Annotated in this window: 32 protein-coding genes and 1 pseudogene; 14 read left to right on the forward strand and 19 right to left on the reverse strand. The window is 59.1% G+C overall.

Going from position 1 to position 25,876, the window contains the following annotated elements:
• Positions 1-87: 87 nt before the first annotated feature.
• The gene (locus BMZ42_RS18025; RefSeq protein ID WP_175556708.1) at positions 88-258 is read left to right on the forward strand and encodes a hypothetical protein; all 171 of its coding nucleotides are present in this window, start codon (positions 88-90) and stop codon (positions 256-258) included.
• A gap of 315 nt (positions 259-573) precedes the next feature.
• A complete protein-coding gene (locus tag BMZ42_RS12550) occupies positions 574-828 on the forward strand; it encodes a GlsB/YeaQ/YmgE family stress response membrane protein (protein ID WP_091522900.1) in 255 nt (84 codons plus the stop codon).
• Positions 829-890: 62 nt separating this feature from the next.
• On the opposite strand, the gene BMZ42_RS12555 is transcribed toward BMZ42_RS12550, so the two are convergent.
• From BMZ42_RS12555 to BMZ42_RS12605, 11 genes and pseudogenes are all read right to left on the reverse strand, one after another.
• Positions 891-1,205 (reverse strand): hypothetical protein, encoded by a 315-nt coding sequence (locus BMZ42_RS12555; RefSeq protein WP_091522903.1) that lies wholly within the window; start codon positions 1,203-1,205, stop codon positions 891-893.
• A 64-nt stretch (positions 1,206-1,269) separates the two neighbouring features.
• The gene (locus BMZ42_RS12560) at positions 1,270-2,796 is read right to left on the reverse strand and encodes a tripartite tricarboxylate transporter permease (RefSeq protein ID WP_091522906.1); all 1,527 of its coding nucleotides are present in this window, start codon (positions 2,794-2,796) and stop codon (positions 1,270-1,272) included.
• A 111-nt stretch (positions 2,797-2,907) separates the two neighbouring features.
• On the reverse strand, positions 2,908-3,357 hold the full coding sequence (locus tag BMZ42_RS12565; RefSeq protein WP_091522908.1) for a tripartite tricarboxylate transporter TctB family protein: 450 nt from the start codon (positions 3,355-3,357) through the stop codon (positions 2,908-2,910).
• A 130-nt stretch (positions 3,358-3,487) separates the two neighbouring features.
• Entirely contained in the window at positions 3,488-4,465 is a 978-nt protein-coding gene (locus BMZ42_RS12570) for a tripartite tricarboxylate transporter substrate-binding protein (RefSeq protein ID WP_091522910.1), read from the reverse strand.
• Positions 4,466-4,660: 195 nt separating this feature from the next.
• Positions 4,661-6,025 carry a sigma-54-dependent transcriptional regulator gene (locus BMZ42_RS12575; protein ID WP_091522913.1) on the reverse strand — a complete coding sequence of 455 codons (1,365 nt, stop codon included), beginning with the start codon at positions 6,023-6,025 and terminating at the stop codon, positions 4,661-4,663.
• Positions 6,022-7,875, reverse strand: a complete 1,854-nt coding sequence (locus BMZ42_RS12580) for a sensor histidine kinase (protein ID WP_091522915.1) — start codon at positions 7,873-7,875, stop codon at positions 6,022-6,024. Before BMZ42_RS12580 ends, BMZ42_RS12575 begins: the two co-directional genes overlap by 4 nt.
• Positions 7,876-7,988: 113 nt before the next feature.
• Positions 7,989-8,285, reverse strand: a complete 297-nt coding sequence (locus tag BMZ42_RS12585; protein WP_175556709.1) for a GNAT family N-acetyltransferase — start codon at positions 8,283-8,285, stop codon at positions 7,989-7,991.
• A complete protein-coding gene (locus BMZ42_RS12590; protein WP_091522920.1) occupies positions 8,282-8,578 on the reverse strand; it encodes a GNAT family N-acetyltransferase in 297 nt (98 codons plus the stop codon). The genes BMZ42_RS12585 and BMZ42_RS12590 overlap by 4 nt, the downstream gene beginning before the upstream one ends.
• Positions 8,579-8,588: 10 nt before the next feature.
• On the reverse strand, positions 8,589-9,203 hold the full coding sequence (locus BMZ42_RS12595; protein ID WP_091522922.1) for an alpha/beta hydrolase: 615 nt from the start codon (positions 9,201-9,203) through the stop codon (positions 8,589-8,591).
• A 3-nt stretch (positions 9,204-9,206) separates the two neighbouring features.
• Positions 9,207-10,143, reverse strand: a pseudogene (locus tag BMZ42_RS12600) (VOC family protein).
• 191 nt (positions 10,144-10,334) lie between these two features.
• Entirely contained in the window at positions 10,335-11,240 is a 906-nt protein-coding gene (locus BMZ42_RS12605; RefSeq protein ID WP_091522924.1) for a PRC-barrel domain-containing protein, read from the reverse strand.
• A 251-nt stretch (positions 11,241-11,491) separates the two neighbouring features.
• Between BMZ42_RS12605 and BMZ42_RS12610 the strand changes: the two genes are divergently transcribed.
• On the forward strand, positions 11,492-12,394 hold the full coding sequence (locus tag BMZ42_RS12610; protein ID WP_091522926.1) for a diacylglycerol/lipid kinase family protein: 903 nt from the start codon (positions 11,492-11,494) through the stop codon (positions 12,392-12,394).
• Between the two features lie 59 nt (positions 12,395-12,453).
• Here BMZ42_RS12610 and BMZ42_RS12615 read toward each other — a convergent pair whose 3' ends face one another.
• The 5 genes from BMZ42_RS12615 to BMZ42_RS12635 form a co-directional block, all read right to left on the reverse strand.
• The gene (locus BMZ42_RS12615; protein ID WP_091523075.1) at positions 12,454-12,663 is read right to left on the reverse strand and encodes a hypothetical protein; all 210 of its coding nucleotides are present in this window, start codon (positions 12,661-12,663) and stop codon (positions 12,454-12,456) included.
• 88 nt (positions 12,664-12,751) lie between these two features.
• On the reverse strand, positions 12,752-13,198 hold the full coding sequence (locus tag BMZ42_RS12620; protein WP_091522929.1) for a hypothetical protein: 447 nt from the start codon (positions 13,196-13,198) through the stop codon (positions 12,752-12,754).
• A 15-nt stretch (positions 13,199-13,213) separates the two neighbouring features.
• Positions 13,214-13,558, reverse strand: a complete 345-nt coding sequence (locus BMZ42_RS12625; RefSeq protein ID WP_091523078.1) for an ElaB/YgaM/YqjD family protein — start codon at positions 13,556-13,558, stop codon at positions 13,214-13,216.
• Positions 13,559-13,627: 69 nt separating this feature from the next.
• The gene (locus tag BMZ42_RS12630; protein ID WP_091522931.1) at positions 13,628-14,176 is read right to left on the reverse strand and encodes a sigma-70 family RNA polymerase sigma factor; all 549 of its coding nucleotides are present in this window, start codon (positions 14,174-14,176) and stop codon (positions 13,628-13,630) included.
• Position 14,177: 1 nt separating this feature from the next.
• Positions 14,178-14,381 carry a NepR family anti-sigma factor gene (locus BMZ42_RS12635; RefSeq protein ID WP_091523080.1) on the reverse strand — a complete coding sequence of 68 codons (204 nt, stop codon included), beginning with the start codon at positions 14,379-14,381 and terminating at the stop codon, positions 14,178-14,180.
• Positions 14,382-14,602: 221 nt separating this feature from the next.
• On the opposite strand from BMZ42_RS12635, the gene BMZ42_RS12640 reads away from it, so the two are divergent.
• From BMZ42_RS12640 to BMZ42_RS18030, 4 genes are all read left to right on the forward strand, one after another.
• Positions 14,603-15,397: a response regulator gene (locus tag BMZ42_RS12640; protein WP_091522934.1), complete on the forward strand. Its 795-nt coding sequence runs from the start codon at positions 14,603-14,605 to the stop codon at positions 15,395-15,397.
• Between the two features lie 167 nt (positions 15,398-15,564).
• Positions 15,565-15,732, forward strand: coding sequence for a DUF1328 domain-containing protein (locus BMZ42_RS12645; protein WP_091522937.1), 168 nt, complete (start codon positions 15,565-15,567; stop codon positions 15,730-15,732).
• 204 nt (positions 15,733-15,936) lie between these two features.
• Positions 15,937-16,959, forward strand: coding sequence for a sensor histidine kinase (locus BMZ42_RS12650; protein ID WP_091522939.1), 1,023 nt, complete (start codon positions 15,937-15,939; stop codon positions 16,957-16,959).
• Positions 16,960-17,300: 341 nt separating this feature from the next.
• Positions 17,301-17,474 (forward strand): hypothetical protein, encoded by a 174-nt coding sequence (locus BMZ42_RS18030; protein WP_175556711.1) that lies wholly within the window; start codon positions 17,301-17,303, stop codon positions 17,472-17,474.
• 10 nt (positions 17,475-17,484) lie between these two features.
• Here BMZ42_RS18030 and BMZ42_RS12655 read toward each other — a convergent pair whose 3' ends face one another.
• Positions 17,485-17,634 (reverse strand): histidine kinase, encoded by a 150-nt coding sequence (locus BMZ42_RS12655; RefSeq protein WP_091522941.1) that lies wholly within the window; start codon positions 17,632-17,634, stop codon positions 17,485-17,487.
• A gap of 198 nt (positions 17,635-17,832) precedes the next feature.
• Here BMZ42_RS12655 and BMZ42_RS12660 point away from each other — a divergent pair, with 198 nt between their 5' ends.
• From BMZ42_RS12660 to BMZ42_RS12670, 3 genes are read left to right on the forward strand one after another with little or no spacing between them, the layout of a single operon-like run.
• Complete coding sequence (locus BMZ42_RS12660; RefSeq protein WP_244523252.1) at positions 17,833-18,420, forward strand: shikimate kinase; 588 nt, start codon at positions 17,833-17,835, stop codon at positions 18,418-18,420.
• The gene (gene aroB, locus BMZ42_RS12665; protein WP_091522946.1) at positions 18,417-19,538 is read left to right on the forward strand and encodes a 3-dehydroquinate synthase; all 1,122 of its coding nucleotides are present in this window, start codon (positions 18,417-18,419) and stop codon (positions 19,536-19,538) included. The genes BMZ42_RS12660 and aroB overlap by 4 nt, the downstream gene beginning before the upstream one ends.
• 11 nt (positions 19,539-19,549) lie before the next feature.
• The gene (locus BMZ42_RS12670; protein WP_091522948.1) at positions 19,550-20,446 is read left to right on the forward strand and encodes a transporter associated domain-containing protein; all 897 of its coding nucleotides are present in this window, start codon (positions 19,550-19,552) and stop codon (positions 20,444-20,446) included.
• A gap of 51 nt (positions 20,447-20,497) precedes the next feature.
• On the opposite strand, the gene BMZ42_RS12675 is transcribed toward BMZ42_RS12670, so the two are convergent.
• A complete protein-coding gene (locus tag BMZ42_RS12675; protein ID WP_091523082.1) occupies positions 20,498-20,800 on the reverse strand; it encodes a BolA family protein in 303 nt (100 codons plus the stop codon).
• A 141-nt stretch (positions 20,801-20,941) separates the two neighbouring features.
• On the opposite strand from BMZ42_RS12675, the gene BMZ42_RS12680 reads away from it, so the two are divergent.
• The 4 genes from BMZ42_RS12680 (at position 20,942) to BMZ42_RS12695 (ending at position 25,504) form a co-directional block, all read left to right on the forward strand.
• The gene (locus tag BMZ42_RS12680; RefSeq protein WP_175556712.1) at positions 20,942-21,556 is read left to right on the forward strand and encodes a J domain-containing protein; all 615 of its coding nucleotides are present in this window, start codon (positions 20,942-20,944) and stop codon (positions 21,554-21,556) included.
• A gap of 79 nt (positions 21,557-21,635) precedes the next feature.
• Positions 21,636-22,622 carry a cobaltochelatase subunit CobS gene (gene cobS / locus BMZ42_RS12685; protein ID WP_091523087.1) on the forward strand — a complete coding sequence of 329 codons (987 nt, stop codon included), beginning with the start codon at positions 21,636-21,638 and terminating at the stop codon, positions 22,620-22,622.
• A 3-nt stretch (positions 22,623-22,625) separates the two neighbouring features.
• Entirely contained in the window at positions 22,626-24,509 is a 1,884-nt protein-coding gene (cobT, locus tag BMZ42_RS12690; protein ID WP_091522950.1) for a cobaltochelatase subunit CobT, read from the forward strand.
• Positions 24,506-25,504, forward strand: coding sequence for an esterase-like activity of phytase family protein (locus BMZ42_RS12695; protein WP_091522953.1), 999 nt, complete (start codon positions 24,506-24,508; stop codon positions 25,502-25,504). The genes cobT and BMZ42_RS12695 overlap by 4 nt, the downstream gene beginning before the upstream one ends.
• A 4-nt stretch (positions 25,505-25,508) precedes the next feature.
• Here the strand turns inward: BMZ42_RS12695 and BMZ42_RS12700 are convergent, their stop codons facing one another.
• Positions 25,509-25,874, reverse strand: a complete 366-nt coding sequence (locus BMZ42_RS12700; protein ID WP_091522955.1) for a response regulator — start codon at positions 25,872-25,874, stop codon at positions 25,509-25,511.
• Positions 25,875-25,876 lie beyond the last annotated feature (2 nt).

A 25,876-nucleotide genomic window follows, 5' to 3' on the forward strand; every position in this document is an offset into this window, starting at 1 on the left:
CCGTTGCGTTTCCTGTAAAGATCAGCTGTTGGCTGATCCGGGATTGGATCGACTGAACCAGTGATTGGGAATGAACAAGGATATCGAATGGCTCGCCTTCACCAAAGAGGAGTGGACTTGCTACTCAATCTGCAAACGGCAATTGAGCATCTGGACAAGCTGACATCGAGGGAGGTCGCCGATCTCCTCAAGGAAACAGAGATCGTTCTGCGTGATCTGCTGGCGCGTGATGTGCCAAAGAGCGGTCAGGTCGACTGAACAAAAGAAAAACCCGCCGGGGGAGGAGGTCCGGCGGGTCTATCTGAAGCACGGCAGGGAGGAGGATTGCCGTGCTAGCGTCGGCTCTCTGGGAGGAGGTAGATCACCGACACCGCCTATCTAGGGACGGGGAGCGACCATTTCAAGCAATTCGTCCGCATGGCAGCTCTGCATATTTGCAGGTGCTGGTGACCAGTACTTTCCGGTCTTTCGGCGCGCTCCAACAAGGTTGGGAAAAAATCTTCATGACGTAGGGTTAAGCTGGACAGATAACACGCTGCCAGCCATCATCCTGTTGTCTTAAGGAGGCAACCCATGGGAATTGAGAGTCTTATCGTCTTTATTCTGATCGGTGCAATTGCCGGCTGGTTGGCTGGCGTACTCGTGAAAGGTTTCGGCTTTGGCGTGATCGGCAATATCGTCGTCGGTATTGTCGGTGCATTCATCGCAGGCTGGCTCTTCCCGGCTCTCGGGATCAGTCTGGGCAGCGGCATTGTCGCGGCCATTATTCACGCAACTATCGGCGCGGTTATTCTTCTGGTGATCATCCGCCTCGTCAAAAGCGCTTGACGAAAAAAAGCCCGGGCACGCGAACGCCCGGGCTTTTTGCTTGAATACGTACGCTGCTAAGGTCAGTGGCGGCGGCCAACCAACATCATTACGGCAGTGACGGCCAATGCCGCCAGGCCCACAGTGGCGATGGCCCTTGTCGGGTTGTCGCGAACTGCTTCTTCAAGATGGCGGGCACGCTTGCGGATGACTGGCAGTGCATCCGCGACCCGGCTGCTCATTTCATCGTAAAGATGCGACGCCTCTTCACTGGCATCACGATATGCCGAAGTGCCATGCTTGGAAGCCGAGCGGCTGAGTGCCGTGATCTGCTTCTGCAACGCGGCGATCTGGCGATTGAAGTCATGTGTGCGGTCATCATTCGAGAAAAACGCCATCGCGAGGCTCCGGTTAGAGGGTTCCATTCCCAAACGGTCGATCACTGAGTTGGTTCCCCGCTCGCTAGCCAGTCGTCGCTTGCTCCATGGCAGCCTGGTTTGCGATGCGGCGGGCTCTGAGGGCGGACCAGATTCCCCAAACGAGGAGCGCCGCTGTGATGGAAATGACGGTGGCGCTGATCGGCCGGTCGAGGAACGTCGCGAAGTCGCCGCGCGAAAGTAGCATGGCGCGCCGGAAATGCTCTTCCATTAGCGGACCGAGCACGAAGCCCAGCAGCAATGGCGCGGCAGGCCAGTCGAGCATGCGCATCATGTATCCGAAGAAGCCGAAGAACGCGACGATCCAGAGATCGAATGAGCTTGTGTTGACCGAATAGGTGCCGACGCAGATGAACAGCAAGACCGCCGGATAGAGCAGATGATAGGGAATCGTCAGCAAGCGGACCCAGATGCCGATCAGGGGGACATTGAGAATGACGAGGATCACATTGCCGATCCAGAAGCTCATGATCAGCCCCCAGAACAGGCTTGGTTGCTCGGTCATCAGGCTGGGGCCGGGTGCAATGCCATGGATCATCAGCGCGCCGAGCATCAGCGCCATCGTCGGGCTGCCGGGGATCCCAAGCGACAGCGTAGGAATGAAAGACGTCATCTCGGCGGAATTGTCGGCAGCTTCCGGCGACATGATGCCTTCGATGGCGCCCTTTCCAAACCGTTGTGGTTCGGAGGAGACGCGTTTTTCAAGTGCATAGGACATGAAGGAAGCCACGGAAGGGCCCGTGCCCGGCAGTGTTCCAAAGAACGCTCCGAGCGATGAGCCGCGCAGCATGGGAAACCATGAGCGGCGGACTTCGTCGCGTGTCGGTTTCATTGCCGACATGCTGACATTGGTCTTGCCAACATCGCCGACCTCAATCTTGCCAACGGTGGCGATGACTTCGGCGACGCCGAACATGCCCATGGCAAGAGCAATCAGGCTAAGCTGATCGGTGAGTTCCAGAAGGCCGAAAGAGAAGCGCGGTGTGCCGGTGTAGATGTCGGCCCCGATACAGCCAAACATGATCCCGAGGACGACCATCGCCAGTGCCTTGATTGCGGAACCTTCCGAAATCGTGGAAGCGGCGACCAGTCCAAGCAGCATCAGCGAGAAATATTCGGCCGAGCCGAAACTCAGCGCATACCGCGCGATGACCGGCGCAAAAAGCATCAGGATGATGATCCCGATCGAACCGCCGACGAAAGAGGCCACGGTTGTCATGAACAGGGCGACGCCACCGCGGCCTTGCTTTGTCATCGGATAGCCGTCGAGGCAGGTGACAGCGTTGGCAATGGTGCCGGGAATGTTCAGGAGGATCGACGCCGTGCGCCCGCCATATCCGGTGCCGTACCAGATGCCGGCGAGCATGATCAGTGCGGTGGTCGGCTCAAGGTAAAAGGTGATCGGGAACAGCATCGTGATTGCCGACAGCACGCCGATGCCCGGAATGACGCCGACCAGCATGCCCAGAAACACGCCGATGAAGCAGTAGAACAGATTGGTGAAGGTCAGCGCTGTGCTGAAACCAATCGCCATGTTGGAAAAGATATCCATGACGGGCGCTCCTTGAGCAATCTTGGCAGCAATCCTGACGACACGAGAGGCGTGCGCATTCAGATCGCGTGAATTTCTATGGCCGGGGGCGCGCTTTGCGAGCGCAGCGCCCTAGAACGGCCAGCGAAACATGTGAACCGGCATCCCCAGTCCGACCTTGAAGGTGAGCCAGGCGATCAGACAGAGCGAAACGCAAAGAAGAGCCAGGCTTGCCGGGCGAATCCTCAGCTCAGCCATGGATGAGATGATGGTCACTGCCAGTGTCGCGGGCACCAGACCGAACGAGCGGATCAGCAGTCCGAACGCAACGACGCTCGACAGGACGAAGAGTGGACTCCAAATCCTGATTTCAGGCATCGTGCCAGCGCGGAAAAATGCGGGAACCATCATCATCAGGCCGAATACGGCCAGCACGAGCCCCAACGCCATCGGGAACATGCCCGGCCCCATGCGGCGCAACGACCCGAGGTCATACTGATGTGCGGCGTACCATGAAAATGCAATGCCGCCGATGATCAGCAATGCCCCGCCGATGATGTCCCGATAGTCGCGGGTCAACATGTAGCTCAACTCCCAATATCTCGGATTGCCGCGAGGTGGACTGCGGCCAAGGTAGTCAGGCCGCCTTCTGGCGACCTGACTACCTTGGCCGGGTTGGCGGATCAGCGGGCCAGCCGTTCCGCCAGCCGCATCAGTTGGCGTAGACGCCAGCTGCCTCGATGATCGGGCGCCACAGGTCGATCTCACTTTGAACCTTGGCGCGCAAAGCTGCGGGCGTCGCGTCGGCTTCCGGGGAAGGGGCTGTGCCGAGGTCGGCGAAGCGCTCGACGACAGTTGGATCCTTGAGCGCAATTTTCAGCGATTGGCTGAGGCGGTTGACGACATCTTCCGGCGTCCCCTTTGGCGCATAGACGCCGTGCCAGATTGTCACTTCAAATCCTTCAAGCCCGCTTTCGGATGCCGTCGGCACGTCGGGAAGGCTTTCCAGCCGCTCGGGAACGGTGACGCCGAATGCCTTGATCGAACCGTCGCGGATCTGGTTGGTCGTGTTGGTTGTCTGGTCACACATGAGATCGACCTGACCACCCATCAGGTCGGTCAGCGCCGGACCAGTGCCCTGATAGGGGACGGTGGTCATCTGCGTTTCCAGCGCGTTCATGAACAGCAGTCCGCAAAGATGAGAGGCCGCGCCGATGCCAGCATTGGCGTACATCACATCCTCGCCCTTCTCCCGAACATAGGCAATCACTTCAGCCATCGTGTCGGCTTCAAGGTCGCGACGCCCGACCATGACCATAGGGACTTCGGTCACAAGGCCGACATGCGCGAAATCCTCAAGCGCGTTGTATGGCAGTTCGCGGTAAAGTGTGGCAGTGGTTGCCATGCCGATGTGATGCAGAAGCAGCGTGTAGCCATTGGGCTCTGCGTGCGCGACACGGGCAGCGCCCAGAGTTCCTCCGGCACCGCCTACGTTCTCAACGACGACCTGCTGGCCCAGATCCTGCCCCATCGCCTGCGCGACAAGGCGGGTGACCGTATCAGTCGGGCCGCCCGCCGAGAAAGGCACGACGATGGTGATGGGCTGTGTTGGAAATGACTGCGCACTGGCGCTTTGCGATGCAAAGGCGAGCGCTGTCCCGAGCCCCAATGCCGTGATCATCTTCTTCATTTGCTTCCCTCCCGTGGATTGGTTCTTTTGATCGACGGCTCTTGCGTCGTTGGGGATGATTAGGGAGCAGGGAAGGCGGGTTTTTCAACGAAATGCGCCGTGGAAACCAAACAATGTTACCGCAACAGTTGAAAAATGGGTGGAATTCGTAACGCCAGCCGCGGATGATGTGTCAATCTTCACACATCGCTGACCTCATTCGGAGCGGTCTGGCTTGTCGCCCGCGGTGAGTGCGTGTTTGTCGAGGGCGTAGCGCTGCATCTTTTCGTAAAGTGTCTTTCGTGAAATGCCGAGCATCTCATAGACGGGTTTCAGGCTGCCGCCATGGGCTTGGAGCGCGCTTGCGATGATTGCCCGTTCGAAACGGGCAACCTGGTCCGCCAGTTTGTCTGACGAGTTCCCGGTCGCAGTCGGGTCGAGCGTGCCGATGCCCAGCCCCAAAAGGTAGCGGTCAGCAGCGTTGCGCAGTTCGCGTACATTTCCGGGCCAGTCGTGCTGGGCGAGGGTTTCCAGCAGTTTTGCCGGCACGTCGATCATGTCACGCCGATGCCGTCCCGCCGCTTCTCTGACCAGTTGCAGGAACAGGATCGGGACGTCTTCTCGTCGTTCAGCAAGTTGTGGCACGCGCAGCGTTACCACATTGAGGCGATAGAGCAGATCAGCGCGAAAGCGCCCCGCATTGACCTCTTCCTCCAGTTCGACCTTGCTCGTGGCGATGAAGCGCACGTCGAGCGGGATCGGTTCGTTCGAGCCGAGCCGAACGATGACGCGTTCCTGAATGACGCGCAGAAGCTTGGCCTGAAGGTCAGCAGGCATCGAGCCGATTTCGTCGAGCAGGACCGTGCCGCCGCGAGCGTGTTCGAACTTGCCATAGCGGGTTCTCAAGGCACCTGGAAAGGCGCCGGCTTCGTGTCCGAACAATTCACTTTCGATCAGGTTTTCCGGCAGGGCCGCGCAGTTGATCGCCACCAGAGGCCGGTCGGCGCGGCCGCTGATGTCATGGATCGCGCGCGCGACCACTTCCTTGCCCACCCCGGTGTCGCCGACGATGAGGATATCAGCGTCTGTGGGTGCAACGGCTCGCAGCCTGAAGCGCAAATCGATCATCGCCGATGAGCGGCCCGGCAGGCGGGTTTCGATATCGTCGGGATGACCGGCTGCAGCGCGCAGCAACCGGTTCTCAAGCACCAGACTGCGGCGGTCCAACCCGCGTCTGACGATGTCGGTCAGGTGCTGGGTGGCGAATGGCTTTTCGAGAAAGTCATAGGCACCGGCGCGGATCGCACGCACCGCAAGTTGAACGTCGCCGTGGCCGGTGACAAGGATTACAGGGATGTCGGCATCGATGTCGTGGATACGGGACAGGAGTGTCATCCCGTCGAGGCCGGGCATCCGGATATCGCTGACCACCACGCCGCGAAATCCGGGTGTGATGTAGTCGAGCGCCTGTTCCGCGCTCGCGAACTCGTGGACAGTCAAACCGGCAAGTTCCAGTGCCTGAGCGGTTGAGTGACGGATGTCCTCTTCGTCGTCGACGAGCAGTACGCTGGGCGATTTCATTGCGCCGCCTCCATCAGATCTGGCCGATCTGGCAACGCTTCCGCATCCAGTTCGACGGTGACGACGGCGCCACCTTCAGGGTGTTGTTCGACGGTGAGTGTTCCGCCGAAGTCCCTCACGATATTGTAAGAGATGGAAAGGCCGAGGCCGAGGCCTCGACCGACGCCCTTGGTGGAAAAGAACGGATCGAAAATGCGCTCTGCAATTGCGTCTGGCACGCCCGGACCATGATCGCGGACGGCAATTGCAATCCGCTCACCGGTCCGTGTCGCGTTCAGCTCAATTCGCCGATCGTCCAGCCCCTCCACTGCATCGGCCGCGTTGGAGAGAATGTTGACCAGCACTTGCTGCAGCCGGACCGATCCTGCACGCACGGCGAGGGGCGCCTCGCCAAGATTGACCAGAAGTTCCGCCTTTGCCGCCTGAAGACGCCAAGCGATGATCTCCAGCGTGTCGGCTACCACGCTGTCAAGCAAGACCGGCCCCAGCTTCTGGTTTGGTTTGCGCGCAAAATTGCGCAGGTGACGGCTGATCGACGCCATCCGCTCGACGAGCGATGAGATGCGGCTGATATTGTCGCGCGCCTCCTCTACCCGTGCGCGGTCAATCAAAATGGCTGCATTGTCGGCATAGGCGCGCACGGCTGCCAGAGGCTGGTTGAACTCGTGCGACAATGCGGCCGACATTTGGCCCAAAGCTGCCAGCTTTCCGGCCTGAACCAGGTCGGATTGGGTCTTTCGCAGTGCGCGTTCTGTCATTTCGCGCTCGGAAATTTCCTCTTTCAGCAAGGCGTTGACCGCGGCAAGGTCTGCGGTGCGCTCCTCGACGCGGCGTTCGAGCAATTCTTGTGCCTCGCGCTGGACCTGCAGCCGTTCGGCAAGCTGACCTCGTCGCTGCAGCCAGACAGCGGCAGCCATCATGCCAAGCCCGACAAGCAATACCAGCGAGGTGACCATTGTTAATGCCTGCGCGCGTGCTGAAGCCGTGTCGAGCAGCACCTTGACCGTCCAGTTCGCCTCCGGCATCGCCTCGGTCACGGTCAAATATTCGCGTGCGCCGCCGGGATCGGGAACCTTGATCAAATCATGCCCCTGGTCGGTGACAGCGCGGTTTATGCGCAGTTCGCGCAAGGGAGCATCGGCATAGCGACGCGTCAGCTCTGTGCGTGCAATCCTTTCATGTGTCAGCGGATTGATGGCCGTGAAGAGCCAGTCCCGACGCCCGGTCATGAAAATGATGCCTTCAGGATCCGTAACGACAATTTCGTATTCGCGGCTGCTCCACGTATGCTCGATGGAATCGATATCCATCTTGAACACGACCACACCCTTGATCTCGGGGCCAACTCGAATTGGCGCGCCGAAATAGTAGCCGCGTTTCAGAGAGGTGGTGCCAAGAGCAAAGAAGCGGCCCTGACCGCCGCTTAAAGCATCCTGAAAATAGGGGCGGTAACTGAAATTCTGACCGACGAAAGGCGCTTCCTGATCATAGTTTGACGCGGCTATCGTCATGCCATCGGGGAGCATCACATAGATGTCCGATGCCGCCAGCAGCTGATTGATTGCTTTGAGGTAGCGATTGATCGTGTCAACTCGGTCGGGATCATGCGGGTTGACGATGAGATCCTTGATCGCCTCGTGATCGGCGACCAGTTCCGGAAGGTTCTCATATCGTGCCAGCTGGCCGCGCAATGCCGTGACTGCGAGGCCCAGCGTGTTCGCGCCCCGCGCTTCCGCCTGATCCAAATAGTAGGTGGTCATGACGCGCATGCCGGCAACGCCCGTGAGGGCGCAAAGCACGATGGCGATCACGCCAAGCGCGATCGTGTGTCGGCGGCCGAGCCATTTCATGCGCGCGCTGTCTGCCCTCCCAGTCAGAGGGCAAGTATAAGCAGGGTGCCCTCCAGATGTCGAATGGCTGGCCTAAAGCATGGCGCGTCCTTCCAGATTCGTTGGGATCGGCGCTAGCGCATCCAGACATCGTCCCAGGCTGGACTCATGCGCTTGAATTCGTCAGCCACATACCAGCAAGTTGGCGTAATGCGTGCCTGGGCTTGCCTGGCATCGGTGATCAACCGCTCGACGAGCCGTTCGGCGATGTCGCCGCCACGCCAGGGCAGCGGCACAAAGGTGTGATCGGCGATCCAGTGGGTGTCCGACACGCGCACATAGGTCCGGCGCGCATCCTCGTCTTCAGAAAAGCGGACGAAATAACGTCCGCCCTTTGGCGTCGTTTCGAATTCGATCGGAAGCTCGCTCATGATTTCAGCACGTCCGCCCATTCAGCGTGGCGGCGAAATTGAGCGGCTGCGAAAGGACAAAGAGGAATGATCTTCTTGCCGGCAGCGCGCGCATCCTCGACGGCGCGGGCAACCAGCATGGCCCCGACGCCTTGGCCGCGAAACACGTCAGGAACGCCTGTATGATCTATGATGATCTGGCTTTCGCCAACTTTGCTGAACGTCATCTCCGCTTCCGCTCCGTCCGGTCCCTTGACCACGTAGCGGCCCTTTGAGCCCTGTTCTTCAAGGTTGATCACGATATTTTCGCTCATCTTGTCCTCTTCAGTCACGCCATGCGGAAAGAAATGCCTCGGTGGCAACAATTTCGCCCTGGCGAATTTCGTGGCCGCCATCATGCCAGAATGTTTCGACTGTCGCGCCCAGTTTGCGCAACTTCTGTTCCAGAGCGAGTGTCTGGGGCTGGGGACAGATCGGGTCGCGCCGGCCCGCCGTCACCAGCACTTTGGTGTCACGCAGATGCCCATCGACGCGTGGTTCGAATGGGATCAGCGGATGCATGAGCACCGCTGCATCAAACAGGTCCGGTTCAGCAAACAGCACGGAAGTCAGGATGTTGGCGCCGTTCGAGTACCCAAGGCCGATGACCGAGGAAGGACTTTTGTCTGAAACATGGGCGTTTATGAAGCCGGCCATCTTGGCAGTGCCGCGCGCCAGGTCGTCCATGTCGTAAACACCCTCGCTCGTGCGTCGGAAATAACGCGCCGCGCCATGTTCCGACACGTCGCCGCGCGGTGCAACGATGGTGGCCTCCGGCATCAGGTCACGGCCGAGCCCCAGAAACTGGTTTTCATCACCCCCGGTGCCGTGGAACACGAATAACAGGGGGCCGCCACTTTTGCCGGCAGCCGTCTTGTGCATGTAGCTGTCGATGGTCATCGATCAGTCTCCGAGAGGTTGCAGGTTCTGCTCCAGCCATGGCCGCAGGTGCTCATGTTGGGTCGGCAGCTTGAGTGCCTCACCCAGATGTGCGGTATCCTCGTCGCGGTCGAAACCGGGCTCGTTGGTCGCTACCTCGAACAATACACCACCCGGTGTGCGGAAATAGATCGCCCAGAAGTAATCGCGGTCGATCACCGGTGTCACATGATAGCCGGTATCCTTCAGCGCCTTGCGCACTTCGAGTTGGGCGGCGCGATTCTCGACTGCAAATGCAACATGGTGTACCGAGCCAGCGCCCTGTCGCGTATGTGCGACCATCGGCAAGGTCTCCAGATCGATGATGTCCGCACCGTTGCCGCCCTTTACCGCAAAGCGGCGAACTTTGCCCGCCTTCTCGATCTCTTCATAGTTCATGAATTTGAGAAGCTCCGCGGTGGGTGGCGCCACTGTCCTGCAGGCGCATCGACACCGAGTGGAAGCCGCGAATTGCGTCATCCGCGTTGACGCCGCCGCCCGTCCACGGTGCGCGCTGATCTTCGCGGCTTTCGACAAGCGCGAAGGCCTCGCCATCAGGGCCCTGGAAGGTCAGCCGGGGTTCACCGAAAGAGGTGGTGCGCTGCAAGTCGGTGATGCCTTGTCCGGTAAGGTGCTGCTGCCAGAAATCAAGAGCGCCATGGGGTACTGCAAAGGAAGTCGTGCCAACCTCGCCGGTACCCTGACGACCGCGCGCCGCGTTGGGGAACGGAAAATAGGTCATCACCGAGCCCGGCGTGCCAAATTCGTCCGCATAGTAGAGATGATAGACGTCCGGCGCATCGAAATTGACCGTCTTCTTCACCCTGCGCAAACCCAGCTTGTGCGTGAAGAACGCATTGTTCTCGGCAGCGTCGCGCGCCATCGATGTGACGTGATGCAGACCTTTGATCTGTGTAAGCATGGCGATGCTTCCTTCCCGTTTCGCCGCATGAGTTGCGGCCTTCACAGACATATTTCGTGCAAAACGGTGAAATGGAAAGCGGCTCAAAGCGATAAGGATCGTTCTCTAATGGTGAACAATCGCCGCGCCGTTGTTCAAAATGAAAGGCCGACGTCGATGACGCCGGCCCTCTCAGATCCGCCGCTGATGGATCAGTTCGCGGGAACGATAATCAGCTGTTTGTCACGATTTTCGACAAATGTGCTCTTGTCGTAGGCCGGCTGTGCTTCAAGCTGCTCCTTGGTGAAAGGAGTATAGAGATAGGTGTCACCATCTGCGTCAGTCATGAATGTGAGATTTTCCATACCCACGGCGACCTTCTTTGACCCGATCCCGAGGAAGCCGCCAACATCCAGGACAACCGCCTCTACGGCCTTGCCATCCGCCCCCAGGATTACGTCGTCGATCTCTCCGACATTTTCATCTTTGGCTCCGTAAACGGTCGTGCCGATGAAATCGTCGGTGCTCATCCCGGCCAGCGGTGCTTCGGTCAGCGTTGATCGATCCACGATGACAGCGGTCTTGTCGTCTGCGCTTTCAGCTGGCGCAGCCGCTGCAGGTGCTGCGGTAGTGGCAGCGCCGATTTCTTCGGCTGTCGCGGGTTTGGTATTTCCAACCGCTGCATCAGCCGGCTGCGGGCTGTAGGCGGCCCTGTCGAACTCTGGGAGCGCTTCGAGCGCCTCGCGATTGGTCGGGATCACCAGCCATTGCGTGTTATCGCGCTGGACCCACTCGACCGCGTCATATTCCAGCGCGACATGTTTCTGGCCAAGGCCAAGAAACCCGCCCACTGCAACGACAACGCCTTCGACGTCACCGTCTTCACTGATGACGAGATCGGTCACGCTGCCAATGTTCTCGGCATCATCGGCGGAACTGCTGTACACTGTCTGACCAATGAGGTTGGAAGCCAGATGGCCCTCAGCGTGAATGACATTGGGAGCTGCCTGTTCAGTAGTGGTGGTCACAGGGGCAGGTGCTGATTGCGCATAGGCACCGGTCGTGCCAGCAGCGATAAAGGTTGCGATTGCGGTAGTCGCCAAGAGCTTGCGGATCATGTTATTATCTCCTTGTGCAGGTTTCTTGCACGGTCGCGCCGACACCGAACTTTCGCAGGCGAGGCTGTTGGCGCGACCTTTGACATGGACACAACGCCGCTATTCCAGTGAGGTTCCGTCTGCAGAGGCTTTCTCTGGCAGACCATGCGTCAGGTTGTGCTGGTAGTGAGCCGGCTGGAACGAAACTCCGACGCACACGTTTTCGCGATTACTTGTCCCCCGCCCGTATCCTTATCGCGGAGCACTGATTCATGCGCTTTCACGTGATTTTGAACCGCGATGGAGGCTCGCTGCGGACAATCGACCTGGGGAGTTTTGCGCGCCGCATCAGCGATTTTCTGTCGGCTGCCGGACATCAAGTAGATGTCGCGGTGGTGAGCGGAAGAGAGCTTGCCGAAGCGTTGGAGGCGGCGACGGTTGCAGAATGCGACGTGGTGATTGTCGGCGGCGGTGATGGCACCATTTCAACAGCCGCCACCAAGCTTCGAGGGACCGACAAGGCATTGGCGGTCCTGCCTGCCGGAACGATGAACCTGTTTGCCCGTAGCCTGGCGATCCCGCTGGAGATGAATGAAGCCGTCGCATCGTTCGCGAATGGTGAAGTGCGGTCGGTCGATTTGGCCATCGCCGATGGGATAGTCTTTGTTCATCAGTTTTCGGTGGGCCTGCATGCGGAATTGATCCGGTTGCGCGAACGGCGAACCTACGCATCGCGGCTGGGAAAGATCTGGGCTTCTTGCCGCGCCGGGATCGACGCGTTCATTCGCCCGCCGCGCTTTGCCGCAACGCTGCTGATCGATGGTGAGGAAGTGATGGTCAAAACGTCGGCCATTGGCATCACCAACAACGTGTTCGGAGAGGGGCGCATGCTGCCCTATGCTGACACGCTTACCGATGGGGTTCTTGGGGTCTACGTGACTCGTGCCCGGCGTCGGCGCGATATGGTGGCGACCGCGCTCAGACTTGCCCTTGGCCGATGGCGGGACAACCCGCATATCGATCTCTATAAGGCGCGCGAAGTCAAAGTGACCTTGTCGTCGAAACACGGCAAGCTTGGCTGCGCCATTGACGGTGAGCTTGTCCCACTGGCCAAAGAAACGACATTGCGCGTGTTGCCTGCTGCTTTGCGGGTTCTTGTTCCGCGCCCGCTCTGACGGTCTATTTGCGGACGATCTTATCGCAAAACCGGTCCGCCCTTTTGCAAGACATTGCGCTAGTTTGAAGGCGCTTCTGGAGCCGGAGCGGCAGGTGTTGCCGATGCCCCGTCAATACGGTCCTGTGGTGCAGGGGCGATCTGTTCGCCATACATTTCGACGCCAACCCAAACCAGCGCCGCCAGCGCAAGTGCCACCAGCAATACCACCAGGACAGGTGTGCCGCTGCGGCCTTGCCGTGCCCGGTTCTTGTCAAATTCGTTAGACATGGAAGCTCCACGCATCGATTGATAGGATTCAATCAATGCGTGGACCAACTGCTTGTTCCGTCGGAAGCATCGTCGGGCAATAGAAGATCTAGTCTTGTCGAGATCTCATGTCTGGCCGGCGACGCGAGTTTTCTTTCCATACGCCGTAGCCCAGAGCTGCAGCCAGAGGGGCAAGAACAGCGATGCTGCCTGTACGGCTGGCCAACAGAGCCGGAAGGAGGGTCACTGCGGCGGTGCTTACGACGGTCTTGATTTCTGCCTGTCGCTGGCGGGCAATCCGCCTTGCGCGCGCTTTCGCGGCAAGTCGGTGAAGCAAGATTACCAGCAAGCCAATGATGAAGAATCCGCCACCGAACCAAAGGCTGGTTTGCAAAGCACCGATCTCGCGTGCCAGAGCGATAAAGGCGGCAATGAGCAGAAAAACCAGACCGAGAACGAGCAGGATTGCAGCGACCAGATAGATCATTGCCGACTGTCGTGCGCGGGCCAGCGCCTCGCTGGCCTCGCCAGTCGCGATCGAGCCTATGAGAGCCAAAAGAGCCTGCACGGCTTATCGACGCGTCAACAGAGCAAAGAAAAAGCCGATACCTGCGGCGATCGCCATTGCCGTGATAGGCTTTTCGCGTACCGCGTCGGTAATCTGCTGCTCGACATCATCCGCGCCGGACTTCAGCGAGTCCATCGCAGCTTCGCCTTTGACACGCAATTGTTCTGCGCCAACGCTGGCGGCACGGCGGGCGGCCGCGATCGAGTGCTCGCCGGTGGTCGACAGCTGTTCGGAGAGGCGCGCAACATCTTCCTTCAGTCGTGCGATTTCCGCCTCAAGATCCTCAGGCTTCCCGACAGAGGAGAGATTTTCGTTCTTGTCCGTCTTGCCACTGCGTTCTGTCGCCATGTCAAACTCCTTTGTGATGATGTCGTAACTCAATCCCTGTCCGCAGTTCCGGCGAACGCAGCTGATGAATCACGCTGCGTTTGAACCCATCACCTGCGCAGAAATCGCGTCTGGACCGTAGTCGCCTTCGCCGGAAACCTTTAGGATTTCCTGCAAACGGCTTCGGGCCCGGCTGACCCGGCTTTTGATGGTGCCCACGGCACAGCCGCAGATTTCCGCAGCTTCCTCGTAGGAAAATCCAGACGCGCCGATCAGGATGATGGCTTCGCGCTGATCTTCCGGCAATGTTTCGAGGGCCGCCTTGAAATCGTTCAGGTCCATGGAGCCGACCTGGCTCGGATGAACGGCGAGGCGTGCGGTCATGAGACCGTCGCTGTCCTGAACTTCGCGGCCCCGCTTGCGCATCTGCGAATAGAATTCGTTGCGAAGGATGGTAAACACCCAGGCCTTCAGGTTGGTGCCCGCCTGAAAGGAAGCCTGTTTGTCCCAGGCCTTCACCAGCGTCTCCTGAACGAGATCGTCTGCCTTGTCAGCGTTCTGGGCCAGAGACATCGCGAATGCGCGCAGGCTCGGGATGGCTCCAAGTAACTCAACCTTGAACGTTGGACCGCCCGCCATATTATCCCCCTTTGCCCGCTGTACTGTCGATAGTTGTTTCCTGCTCCTCAAGCTGCTTTAGGAGCTCAGCAAACCTGTCGGGAACCTCTTCGGAAGTCAGGTCGTCGTAGTACTGCTTCAGCTTCCTCCCAATCTCTGAATGTACTCCTAAAGGGTCGGTTTTATTGACCGCCTTATTTGGGCTGATCTCCGCAGCCATTTTCATTGATTTCATGCCTATTCTCGCCCCCGACAATTTTGGCTATGGAACTTAACGTCAGACACGCGCCGATATCCGCAGCCCCAAGCTGCATCGATGCCTTGACTTCCAACGTCTCACTCAAAAAAATGTTCCACACATTTTGGAACTTTTTATCATCGTTGGAGTTTGATTGCTCGAAAGCACCATTTGTTTTCGCGAAATCGTCATTGAGGGAGACGGAACTTATGAGTTTATCTGCGCGAATTGCGCCACACCTGCCATTTCTCAGACGCTTCGCTCGCGCCGCCACCGGTTCCCAGAACAGCGGCGACGCGCTTGTGGCGGCAACGCTTGAAGCTGTTATTGCCGATGTCAGCGTGTTCCCGGCGCTGTCCAGCGATCGAATTGCGCTCTACCGAGTGTTCACGAAGCTGTTTACGTCGGTCAACATCCGCGTCCCGCAGGATGAAACCGCGCAAGGTTGGGAGAGCCGGGCGGCGGCCAATCTCTCTGCGATTGCTCCGCTGCCGCGCCAGGCATTTCTGCTTGTCGCTGTCGAAGGATTTTCCGAGGCTGAGGCCGCGGAAGTGCTCGATCTGTCGGAAGAGCGTTTTGCCGAGCTTCTGAAAGAGGCCAGCGAAGAAATTTCGCGCCAGGTGGCGACCGATGTCCTGATCATCGAAGACGAGCCGCTCATCGCGATGGATATCGAGCAGATGGTCGAAAGCCTCGGGCATCGGGTGGTTGGCACTGCACGCACGCATAAGGAAGCAGTTGCGCTGTTCGGAAAGGCGCGACCCAAAATGGTGCTTGCGGATATTCAGCTGGCTGACGGCTCATCAGGTATTGATGCCGTCAACGAGATTCTGACGGGCGCGACCGTGCCTGTGATCTTTATCACGGCGTTTCCCGAGCGGTTGCTGACCGGGGAGCGACCGGAGCCTGCTTTCCTTGTGACGAAACCGTTCAACCCTGACATGGTCAAGGCGCTGATCAGCCAGGCGCTGTTCTTTGATCGTCAGGCGCGCGCAGCGGCATAAGTCGAGCATCAGCAATTGAAAGGCCGTCCGATTGTGGCGGCCTTTTTTGTTGAGATGGCGCTGCGTCAGGATTGCGCAGGCACAAAAACCGCGTCACAGCAGCATTTCGACGGAACCAATCCGCTTTCCTCGCGTTTTTAATGTACTAATTCCAAGGAGATAGAAACATGCTCTACTGGACGCTCGTCTTCCTCGTAGTGGCGGTCATTGCCGGCGCGCTTGGTTTTGGCGGCATCGCCGGAGCATCAGCGGGAATCGCACAGATCCTGTTTTTCATCTTCTTTGCGTTCCTGGTGATTTCCTTGATCGCCGGCCTTCTGCGACGTGCCGGATAGGCCGTCCAGCCCTTCGAGCCGCATCGCAAGATGCCCTCGAAAAGTGGAGTTCGAAGTTCCCTCAACTCCTGGCTCCGCCGCGCGCCGGGTAATGCTTCAAAGATGGCATTGCCCGGCGTTGTGGTGTTGGAACCATTTCACACTTCACGCATTCTTTGTTTCATCGTACCAGTAACGAAGGGTACGGGCGGGAAACTGAAGCCTATGGGAGTGGGAATTATCGACAGCACGCGGCCAGGCGATGCGAGGTCCCCTCACGCAGATATTGCGCAAGGGAGGGGGCTGCTGCGTGCTCTGAGGAACACCGGCATAACGGTTTTCTACCAGACGCCGGATCTCAAGGTCGTATGGGGACAGAACATCCCGGAAAACTGGCTCGATGGGCGGATCGAGGGCAAGGTTGATCGTGACTTTCTGCCCGCGTCCGTCGCTTCGTGGATTTCGGACAGAAAGCGCGCGGTGCTTGAGACCGGGATTTCCGATTCAGTGGAATTTCGCGACGGCGAAGATCAGAGCCGTTGGTATGACATGTGGATTGATGCAGATTTTTCCGACGAGGGCGTTCTTCAAGGGGTGATCACAACCGTCGTGGAGATCACCGAGCGGAAGCACCGTGAGCAGACATTGCGTACGCTTCTGCGTGAAGTCAGCCATCGCTCGAAAAATCTGTTGGCGATCATCCAGAGCATTGCCACGCAGACAGGTCGCTACTCGACCACCATTGAGGGGTTTCTTGATCGGTTCAGAGGCCGCTTGCACTCGTTGTCCTTTTCACAGGACCTGGTGACATCGTCGGACTGGCGTGGCGCTACCCTCAGCGAACTTGTCGGGACGCAGGTGATGCGTTTTCGTGGCGATGAGGATCATAGCGTCAGGTTCGAAGGGGCCGACGTCTATCTCAATCCTAATGCCGCACTCCATATCGGACTTGCTCTTCATGAGCTGGTCGTCAATTCGATGAGCCACGGCGCTTTGGCGCGTCACGATGGAAGGGTTCATCTTCACAGCGAACTGGCCAAGGACGGAGACGTGCTCATTCTCCTGTGGAGCGAGCGGACGGTTGGATTGCTGTCGCCGATCAAGCGCTTTGGCAGCGTGGCATTGGAGCGGGTCGTGCCCCTGTCGCTGGATGGCACGGCCACTGTCGAATATGTCGATGGGCAGCTTGACTACCGGCTGGAAATTCCGAGTGCCAATTTCGAGATCGAACAACTCTCCCATGGCTGATGCATGTTTCCCGAAAGTTGGAGCCGGTTTCGGGACAAAGGCATGCGAGCCAAAGGCTTGCAGCGGGCGGCCATGTGAGATCGATTGAAGCCAGTGCCAATTAAAAAGGCTGGTCTTGCGACCAGCCTTCTCACGGAAGATCACGCCCCCGTTGTGCCGCACTGTCCACCATTTGGGGGGGGGGGCGATTGGGCTGGTGTCCAGCGCGGCATGGACTAACAACGAAGTCTGGATAAAATAGTTCCATCATTTCTCACGAATTTTTAGCATTCCGCTCGGAACATGCTTCAAATCAGTACGTTCAACGGTCATGGTTCGCTGTCGTCGTCTGGGAGGTGAAGATGATTTCGCAAATGAACGTGGTGCAAAATGCGGCGCGTCTGGCGATGGATCATCGCGCCGCGCGGCCCCGGCGCAATCCTGGCAGTGATGCCCCGTCGCGCTTTCTCAAGATGGCTTTGGGCGTCGCCAGCGTCGCAGCCCTGCTGGGCGCTGTCTATCTGATCATGGCGTGATCGGGCCGAATTATTGCGGCGGGTTCATGCGCTCTGGTGGGATCCGAACGGTCATTTCTCCAATATTCGGCTCGACCATGGTCGCCAAGGCGTACATGGCGCCATAGATAACGCCTGCAATGACGGCGAGCGTCATGATGAACCGGAATAGCGTCGGCATGGAGTGCTCGTGACTGGTGGCTGGCAATCTGCGTCCCGTTATGGGACGTGCACCAGTGTATTTCAAGGCAGCGAACCGCTCTGCGTGCTTGACGTGGTCATCTTTTCATGGCGTTACCGCCCGGCGGGGCAATTGCCTTGGCGAAGCGGGGTGGCGTGAATGCTGTCCTGAAGGGGGCCATAAAAGGCGGTGGGCGCTGTGAAACTGCTTGCTTCTCAAATTCGCGACAGGCTCGGCGAGCGGACGATCGTATTTGTCGGCCTGATGGGTGCGGGCAAAACTGCGATTGGCCGCCAGGTGGCGCAAATTCTCGACCTGCCTTTTGCCGACAGCGATCATGAAATTGAAGCGGTCTCGAAGATGACCGTTCCCGAGCTTTTCGAGCGCTATGGCGAGCCGGAATTTCGTGCGCTGGAGCAGCGCGTCATCGAACGTCTGATGAAAGACGGTCCGCGGGTGGTTTCGACAGGTGGTGGAGCCTTCATGAGCGCCCAGACCCGCGAGATCATTGGACGCCATGGTCTGGGGGTCTGGCTCAAGGCGGATCTCGATCTTTTGATGGAGCGGGTTTCCAAGCGTCAGAACCGTCCGCTTCTGAAAGATCCGGACCCGCGCGGCGTGATGCGTCGGCTGATGGATGAGCGCTATCCGTTTTATGCGCAGGCACATCTGACCTTCGAGACACGTGACGCGAAACGAGAAGTCATCACCGCGGAAACGCTGCAGGCAATTGCGCGCTATCTGGGGGTCGACATGGAAGATACACAGGCAGGGTCGCAGGAATGACACTCAATCAGGTCACGGCGCAGAAGGTTCGGGTCAATCTTGCAGAGCGCAGTTATGACATCCTGATCGGCGACGGTCTCCTTTCAGGCGCTGGACAGGAGATTGCGGCCCGGCTGCCCGGTGCTCGCGTTGCAATCGTCACAGACAGCAACGTTGCAGCCGCACACGCCAAGCAACTGGTGCAGAGCCTCGATCTGGCAGGCATCGCGTCCACCACGATCTCGATTGCACCGGGGGAGCGCAGCAAGAGGTTTGAGGTGCTTCAGCAGGTGGTCGATGGTGTGCTGTCTGCACGACTTGAGCGGGGCGATGCCGTCATCGCGCTGGGCGGCGGTGTCGTCGGCGATCTTGCCGGTTTTGTGTCAGGAATCGTGCGGCGCGGCATGAAGTTTGTGCAGATGCCGACATCGCTGCTGGCTCAGGTGGATTCGTCGGTTGGCGGCAAGACCGGGATCAACACAGCCCATGGCAAAAATCTCATTGGCGTGTTTCAGCAGCCCGCGCTGGTTCTGGCAGACACCCAGGTTCTGGACACGCTGCCTGACCGCGAATTTCGCGCTGGTTACGCCGAAGTGGCAAAATACGGCCTCATCGATCGTCCGGACTTTTTTACGTGGCTGGAGCGCAATTGGCAGGCGGTGTTTGCAGGCGGGGTCGAGCGCGTTCATGCCATCGCACAATCCTGTCAGGCCAAGGCCGACATGGTCGAACGTGACGAGTATGAAACCGGCGACCGTGCATTGCTGAACCTGGGTCATACGTTCGGTCATGCCCTGGAGGCAGCCACTGGCTATGACAGTGCCCGCCTTGTGCATGGCGAAGGTGTCGCCATTGGCATGGCGCTGGCGCACCGCTTTTCCAGTCGGCTCAATCTTTGCTCGATGGATGATACGACACGTGTCGAGGCACATTTGCGCGCCGTCGGCTTGCCAGTCACGCTGGCCGAGGTTCCTGGTGGTTTGCCGGGAGCGGAGCGTTTGCTTGACTATATCATGCAGGACAAAAAGGTTTCGCGGGGCGCGCTGACATTCATCTTGACGCGTGGCGTCGGGCAATCATTCGTTGCCAAAGATGTTCCGTCTTCTGAAGTCCTGTCCTTCCTTCAGTCGGTAACCTGACCGGTTGTTTCATGGATCGTTCGTTTCTGGTGATCGCAGCTTTGGTCGGGGCAGGCGCTTTTGGCGGCGTCCTGTTCTTTTTGCGTCCGATCCTGCGGATGTTTGGCTACGAGCTCATGTCTGCGTCCGCGGCTCGGGGCGCGAGCGCTGAAGCGCGTGGCAGCGCTGGGGACATGCATCGCGATCCAGACGCGGGCCGGCAGGAACGGGACCGGATAGGCGGTGTTCTCGATATCGTTGATCTGGAAGTTTCTGACGTCATGGTCCACCGTACCAAGATGCGGTCGGTGTGCATCGACCAGCCCGTCGAGGCGGTGGTGCATGATGTTCTGATGAGCCCGCACACCCGCTTGCCGTTGTGGCGTGACAGTACCGAAAATATCGTTGGCGTACTCCATTCCAAGGATTTGCTGCGCGCGCTGCATGAAGCGGGCAACGATGCCTCGCGCATCGACATCTCGAAAGTCGCGACCAAGCCCTGGTTTGTTCCGGACACAACGTCCCTGCCGGACCAGTTGAATGCTTTCCTGCGGCGAAAGACGCATTTCGCAATTGTTGTTGACGAATATGGCGAGATGGAAGGGCTGGTGACGCTCGAGGATATTCTTGAGGAGATTGTCGGTGACATCGCGGACGAGCACGATGTCGATGTTCAGGGCGTCAAGCAGGAAGCCGACGGATCGGTCGTCGTTGACGGAGCCGTGCCGATTCGGGATCTGAACCGGGCGCTTGGCTGGTCGCTGCCAGACGAGGAGGCGACCACGATTGCCGGGCTGGTCATCCACGAAACGCAGACGATCCCGGAGGTCCGACAAGCGTTTACCTTCCACGGCAAGCGCTTCTTCATCATGCGCCGAGAGCGCAATCGCATCACGCGGATCAGGATCAGACCTGCCGATCAGGCCTGAGCGGGTCTACGCACTCAACCGGCGCAGACGCCGTGCGTGATCGCGCCTGGGCTACCAGCGGGTTGCTTCACCAGGGGCGGATGCCTCGATCGCAAGCGCATGAACGCCCTGGTTCAATTCGTCCGCCAGTGTGTCGTTGACCGCGCGGTGGCGTTGCAGCCGGCTCATGGCAGAAAACATCTCTGCCACGATGCGGACACGGAAATGGGTTTCACCCGTGCCATCGAAAGAATCGTGGTGGTCAGAGCCGGAGTGATGGTGTCCGGCATGCAAATGGCTTTCGTTGATCACGACAAGCCTCTCGGGAGAAAAGGCAGAGTTGAGCTTCTCTTCTATCGTCGACTGGATGGACAAGGGCGGCTCCATTCACCATATGGGACATGCCCGCGGCGCAGGCGTGATTCATGCCGTTGGGCGATCACCCGGGAAATGTCAATTCTTGTATCGGATCGCGAAGCGCCCATAATCAGGCAATAGCTTCGCTTGTTGAATCGTATGAAACCGTATTCGAAATATTTCGAGAAGATTAAAGTGCGTCCGGACGCCAAGGCCGAGGCCAAGGCGAGCACACCCGCGTGCCAGTGGGACGGATGCACTGAGCCAGGCACGCACCGCGCGCCAGTTGGACGCATGCGCGAAGGTGAATATTTTAAATTCTGCTTCGACCACGTGCGCGAGTACAACAAGGGTTTCAATTATTTTTCAGGTGTTCCCGATTCGGATATTGCGCGTTTCCAGAAAGAAGCGCTGACGGGTCACCGTCCGACCTGGAAGATGGGCGCCAATGCTCAGGCGACGTCTTCTCCCGATTTTGCGCAGAAACGCTCGGGCAATGCCGGTTATCACAACCGGATGCGCGACCAATATGGCATTTTCGGTGACCAGGCGCCGCCGCGGGCGCGCGAGCGCAAGCTGAAGTCGCTTGAGGCCAAGGCGATGGAAACGCTTGGCCTTGACGCAAAGGCGACTGGCGAAGACATAAAGGCGCGCTATAAGGAACTCGTGAAACGCCACCATCCGGATGCGAATGGCGGTGACAGAGGTTCGGAAGACCGTTTGCGAGATGTGTTGCAGGCCTATCGCGTGCTGAAACAAGCAGGTTTGTGTTAGGCGCAGTGTCTGATAAAGACGGCCCCCGGAAGAAGACAAGAACACCGGCGAAAGCGCGGCTTTCGCACGTGGAGGCATGATGAACAAGGTCGATCGCGACATCGCCAACCTGCCCGATACTACGGTTTCGGTGAAGGATATTTTCTGCTTCGAATCCTCGATGGTCGTTCCGGCCTATTCGGCTACGAGCGAGCACGTCCCGGATATCGATCCCGACTACCTGTTTGACCCCCAGACGACGCTGGCGATCCTTTCGGGCTTTGCCTTCAATCGTCGTGTGATGGTGTCCGGCTATCACGGCACCGGCAAATCGACGCATATCGAGCAGGTTGCGGCGCGCCTCAACTGGCCTTGCGTGCGCATCAATCTCGACAGCCATGTCAGCCGTATCGATCTGGTTGGCAAGGACGCGATTGTGCTGCGCGACGGCATGCAGGTCACCGAATTCAAGGACGGCATCCTGCCCTGGGCCTACCAGCACAATGTCGCGCTGGTGTTCGACGAATATGACGCTGGCCGTCCGGACGTGATGTTCGTGATCCAGCGCGTGCTGGAAGCGTCTGGCCGCCTGACGCTGCTCGACCAGAGCCGCGTGATCCGCCCGCACCCGGCCTTCCGCCTGTTTGCAACCGCCAACACGGTTGGGCTTGGCGACACGACCGGCCTCTATCATGGCACCCAGCAGATCAACCAGGCGCAGATGGACCGTTGGTCCATTGTCACGACGCTGAACTATCTGCCGCATGAGCAGGAAGTGAACATCGTTCTGGCCAAGGCGAAGCACTTCCAGACCGAGAAGGGACGCGACATCGTCAGCAAGATGGTGCGCGTTGCAGACATGACGCGCTCCGCCTTCATCAATGGCGATCTGTCGACCGTGATGAGCCCGCGGACCGTGATCACCTGGGCAGAAAACGCCGAAATCTTCGGCGATGTCGGTTTTGCGTTCAGGCTCACCTTCCTCAACAAGTGCGACGAACTGGAACGCTCGGTGGTGGCCGAGTTCTACCAGCGCGCTTTTGGTGAAGAACTTCCTGAGTCGGCAGCCAACATAGTTCTGGGGTAATCCTTGTCCGGTCCGGGAGACAACACGCGCAACAAGCCGTTGAAGAACGGTGAAGCCGACGTTTTCAAGCGTGCGGTGAGCGTGTCGATGCGCGCGCTTTCTGGCGATAATGAACTGGAAGTGTCGTTTTCCAAGGAGAAGCCATCACTGGTGGGCGGTCGCGCCCGCCTGCCGGACCTGCCCAAGAAGGCAAGCGCGGAAGATATCGCGATCACGCGCGGTCTTGGCGATTCGATGGCTCTGCGCCAGGCGCGTCACGATCCGCGCATCCACATGAAGCTAGCGCCGGAAGGCAAGCGGGCTCGCGCTATCTTTGACGCGGTGGAGCAGGCGCGTGTCGAGGCCATCGGCAGTCGGGCCATGGCCGGGGTTGCCGACAATATCGGCTCGATGCTTGAGGACAAATACGCCAAGGCCAATCTGGCCGACGTTTCCGACCAGGCCGATGCGCCGCTGGAGGAAGCGGTGGCGCTGATGGTGCGCGAGAAGCTGACGGGGCGCGCTGCGCCTCGCAGTGGTCAGCGTGTCGTTGACCTGTGGCGGTCATGGGTCGACGAAAAGGCCGGAACTGATTTCGACAGTCTGAACGACGCTCTTGATGACCAGCAGGCTTTTGCCCGCGTTGTGCGCAACATGCTCGCATCGATGGAAATGGCCGAAGAGATGGGTCAGGACGAAGAGAGCGAGGAAGCGGACGATTCCGAAGACCAGCCGCAAGGTGAGGAACAGAGCGAAGAGGGGGGCGAGGACGATTCCGGCTCCGATGATTCGCAGTCTGAAGAAACCGACGCGTCGAGTGAGGATCAGGAGACTGGCGAAACCGAAACGTCCGACGCCAGCGCTGACGATTTCTCTGACGACGAAGACCTCGATGCGGAAACCCCCGGCGAAGCCAAGCGCAACGACGACCCGTTCGCCAATCTGTCGAAGGATATCGACTACAAGGTTTTCACCACGGCGTTCGATGAAACGGTCGGAGCCGAGGAGCTTTGCGACGAGGAAGAGCTGGAGCGTCTGCGCGCCTTCCTCGACAAGCAGCTCGCGAATCTGCAGGGTGTCGTAGGACGGCTTGCCAATCGCCTGCAGCGCCGTCTGATGGCGCAGCAAAACCGGTCCTGGGAGTTTGACCTCGAAGAGGGTGTCCTCGACACCGCACGCCTGCTACGGGTCGTGCTGGACCCGATGCAGCCGCTGTCGTTCAAGCGTGAACGTGACACCAATTTCCGCGACACGGTGGTGACGCTGGTTCTGGACAATTCCGGCTCCATGCGTGGGCGCCCGATCACGGTTGCCGCCACTTGCGCCGATATTCTGGCGCGCACACTGGAGCGTTGCGGCGTGTCGGTCGAAATTCTGGGCTTCACCACGCGGGCTTGGAAGGGCGGTCAGTCGCGGGAGCAGTGGCTCAAGGATGGCAAGCCCGCCAGCCCAGGTCGCCTCAACGATCTGCGCCACATCATCTACAAGTCGGCCGATGCGCCGTGGCGCCGTTCGCGCCGCAATCTTGGGCTGATGATGCGCGAAGGCCTGCTGAAAGAGAACATCGACGGTGAAGCGCTGCTGTGGGCGCATAGCCGCCTGATCGCGCGCCCCGAGCAGCGCAAGATCCTGATGATGATTTCCGACGGTGCGCCGGTCGATGACTCCACGCTGTCGGTCAATCCCGGCAATTATCTGGAACGTCACCTGCGCGCTGTGATCGACCTGATCGAGACACGTTCGCCGGTCGAGTTGCTGGCGATCGGCATCGGGCATGATGTGACACGCTACTATCGTCGCGCCGTCACGATCGTGGATGCCGAGGAGCTGGCCGGCGCGATGACCGAGCAGTTGGCGAGCCTGTTTGGTGAGGAGACCACCCGCGGCCAGAGACGGCGCGTCAGATGAGGTGGGCAGCGGTTGCCCTTGCGGCCGCGCTTGCCGTTCTGTCACCTTACTCCGACGCGCTTGCTCAGGCTGAGCCTGTCGAGGTCCGCGCGCGTCCTGTCACGCATTTTCGTCTCGGATCCGATGAACGCTTTTTCGGCCCGCTCGAATTCGTCGGCGGCTTTGAAATGCGCTCGCCTGAACGGCGGTTTGGGCAGTTCTCGGCTCTGAGATTTCTGGAGCCGGGCAAAAAATTTGCGGGCGTCGCCGATCATGGCTTCTGGTTTTTCGGATCGATCCTTCGAGACGACGACCTCGTTCCTGTGGGCGTCGCGGACTTCACGATGCAAGCCATGCTTGGCGACGATGGCGAGGTCATCGAAAGCAAGCTCGACAAGGACGCAGAGGCGCTCGACATCAGCGGCGATGTCGCCACGGTGGCGTTCGAACGGCGAGCGCGCATCACTGAATATGCGCTTGAACCGGCTGATATGGGAAAGCCGGTCCGGCATCTCGACATAGTCGTGCCACGCCATGAACTACGTAGCAACCAAGGTTTTGAGACGCTGGTGCGGGCACCGCAGGACGGGCCGCTCCAAGGGGCGCGGCTCGTCATCGCCGAACGCAGCCTTGATGAAGAGGGAAACCTGTTCTCGGCCATTCTGGAAGGGCCTGGCCGGGGGCTGTTCAAGGTTGTTCGCAGCGACGATTTCGACGTGACGGATGGCGCGTTCCTGCCAGACGGCGATCTGTTGTTGCTGGAGCGCCGCTTCTCGCTGGCAAGCGGCGTCGCCATGCGACTGCGTCGCATCGACGGCGCCTCGGTTCGCGCCGGCGCCTTGCTTGACGGCGCGGTGCTGATGGAAGCGAATATGGGCTACCAGATCGACAATATGGAAGGCCTGGACGTCTGGCGGCGCAGCGATGGCAAACTCATCCTGTCGCTGCTGTCAGACAACAACCAGTCGTTTCTCCAGCGCACGCTCTATCTGGAATTCATCCTGCACGACGAATGAGAGATCAGGCCGCGATGGCTTCCTGCACCTTGCTGCGGATTTCGGCCAGCGAAAAAGGCTTGGGCACCACGTCGATAATGACTTGCGCCAGATCTTCCGCCCGCTCCCGCTGCTCGGCATAGCCGGTCATCAGCAGGATCTTCAGCCCTGGAAACTCGCTGGCGGCTTTCATCGCCATTTCAATGCCGTCCATTGCCGGCATGCGGATATCCGAGAGGACGAGGTCGTAGTCGCCTTCCGCCTTGCGAATCGATTCGAGGCCCAGATCACCGTCCTCAGCCGTCTCGACGACGTGGCCGGAGGCGGCGATTGCACGGGCGGTGAAGGTACGAACGGAATCGTCGTCTTCGACAATCAGGATCTTCGCCATAG

This window comes from Aquamicrobium aerolatum DSM 21857, assembly GCF_900113935.1.
Classification (GTDB): domain Bacteria; phylum Pseudomonadota; class Alphaproteobacteria; order Rhizobiales; family Rhizobiaceae; genus Aerobium; species Aerobium aerolatum.

Excerpts from the sequence above, each read along its gene's own strand:
- BMZ42_RS18025 (WP_175556708.1), top strand. The coding sequence starts at position 88 with ATGGCTCGCCTTCACCAAAGAGGAGTGGACTTGCTACTCAATCTGCAA.
- BMZ42_RS12550 (WP_091522900.1), top strand. The coding sequence starts at position 574 with ATGGGAATTGAGAGTCTTATCGTCTTTATTCTGATCGGTGCAATTGCC.
- BMZ42_RS12555 (WP_091522903.1), bottom strand. The coding sequence starts at position 1,205 with ATGGCGTTTTTCTCGAATGATGACCGCACACATGACTTCAATCGCCAG.
- BMZ42_RS12560 (WP_091522906.1), bottom strand. The coding sequence starts at position 2,796 with ATGGATATCTTTTCCAACATGGCGATTGGTTTCAGCACAGCGCTGACC.
- BMZ42_RS12565 (WP_091522908.1), bottom strand. The coding sequence starts at position 3,357 with ATGTTGACCCGCGACTATCGGGACATCATCGGCGGGGCATTGCTGATC.
- BMZ42_RS12570 (WP_091522910.1), bottom strand. The coding sequence starts at position 4,465 with ATGAAGAAGATGATCACGGCATTGGGGCTCGGGACAGCGCTCGCCTTT.
- BMZ42_RS12575 (WP_091522913.1), bottom strand. The coding sequence starts at position 6,025 with ATGAAATCGCCCAGCGTACTGCTCGTCGACGACGAAGAGGACATCCGT.
- BMZ42_RS12580 (WP_091522915.1), bottom strand. The coding sequence starts at position 7,875 with ATGAAATGGCTCGGCCGCCGACACACGATCGCGCTTGGCGTGATCGCC.
- BMZ42_RS12585 (WP_175556709.1), bottom strand. The coding sequence starts at position 8,285 with ATGAGCGAGCTTCCGATCGAATTCGAAACGACGCCAAAGGGCGGACGT.
- BMZ42_RS12590 (WP_091522920.1), bottom strand. The coding sequence starts at position 8,578 with ATGAGCGAAAATATCGTGATCAACCTTGAAGAACAGGGCTCAAAGGGC.
- BMZ42_RS12595 (WP_091522922.1), bottom strand. The coding sequence starts at position 9,203 with ATGACCATCGACAGCTACATGCACAAGACGGCTGCCGGCAAAAGTGGC.
- BMZ42_RS12605 (WP_091522924.1), bottom strand. The coding sequence starts at position 11,240 with ATGATCCGCAAGCTCTTGGCGACTACCGCAATCGCAACCTTTATCGCT.
- BMZ42_RS12610 (WP_091522926.1), top strand. The coding sequence starts at position 11,492 with ATGCGCTTTCACGTGATTTTGAACCGCGATGGAGGCTCGCTGCGGACA.
- BMZ42_RS12615 (WP_091523075.1), bottom strand. The coding sequence starts at position 12,663 with ATGTCTAACGAATTTGACAAGAACCGGGCACGGCAAGGCCGCAGCGGC.
- BMZ42_RS12625 (WP_091523078.1), bottom strand. The coding sequence starts at position 13,558 with ATGGCGACAGAACGCAGTGGCAAGACGGACAAGAACGAAAATCTCTCC.
- BMZ42_RS12630 (WP_091522931.1), bottom strand. The coding sequence starts at position 14,176 with ATGGCGGGCGGTCCAACGTTCAAGGTTGAGTTACTTGGAGCCATCCCG.
- BMZ42_RS12635 (WP_091523080.1), bottom strand. The coding sequence starts at position 14,381 with ATGAAAATGGCTGCGGAGATCAGCCCAAATAAGGCGGTCAATAAAACC.
- BMZ42_RS12640 (WP_091522934.1), top strand. The coding sequence starts at position 14,603 with ATGAGTTTATCTGCGCGAATTGCGCCACACCTGCCATTTCTCAGACGC.
- BMZ42_RS12645 (WP_091522937.1), top strand. The coding sequence starts at position 15,565 with ATGCTCTACTGGACGCTCGTCTTCCTCGTAGTGGCGGTCATTGCCGGC.
- BMZ42_RS12650 (WP_091522939.1), top strand. The coding sequence starts at position 15,937 with ATGGGAGTGGGAATTATCGACAGCACGCGGCCAGGCGATGCGAGGTCC.
- BMZ42_RS18030 (WP_175556711.1), top strand. The coding sequence starts at position 17,301 with ATGATTTCGCAAATGAACGTGGTGCAAAATGCGGCGCGTCTGGCGATG.
- BMZ42_RS12655 (WP_091522941.1), bottom strand. The coding sequence starts at position 17,634 with ATGCCGACGCTATTCCGGTTCATCATGACGCTCGCCGTCATTGCAGGC.
- aroB (WP_091522946.1), top strand. The coding sequence starts at position 18,417 with ATGACACTCAATCAGGTCACGGCGCAGAAGGTTCGGGTCAATCTTGCA.
- BMZ42_RS12670 (WP_091522948.1), top strand. The coding sequence starts at position 19,550 with ATGGATCGTTCGTTTCTGGTGATCGCAGCTTTGGTCGGGGCAGGCGCT.
- BMZ42_RS12680 (WP_175556712.1), top strand. The coding sequence starts at position 20,942 with ATGAAACCGTATTCGAAATATTTCGAGAAGATTAAAGTGCGTCCGGAC.
- cobS (WP_091523087.1), top strand. The coding sequence starts at position 21,636 with ATGAACAAGGTCGATCGCGACATCGCCAACCTGCCCGATACTACGGTT.
- BMZ42_RS12695 (WP_091522953.1), top strand. The coding sequence starts at position 24,506 with ATGAGGTGGGCAGCGGTTGCCCTTGCGGCCGCGCTTGCCGTTCTGTCA.
- BMZ42_RS12700 (WP_091522955.1), bottom strand. The coding sequence starts at position 25,874 with ATGGCGAAGATCCTGATTGTCGAAGACGACGATTCCGTTCGTACCTTC.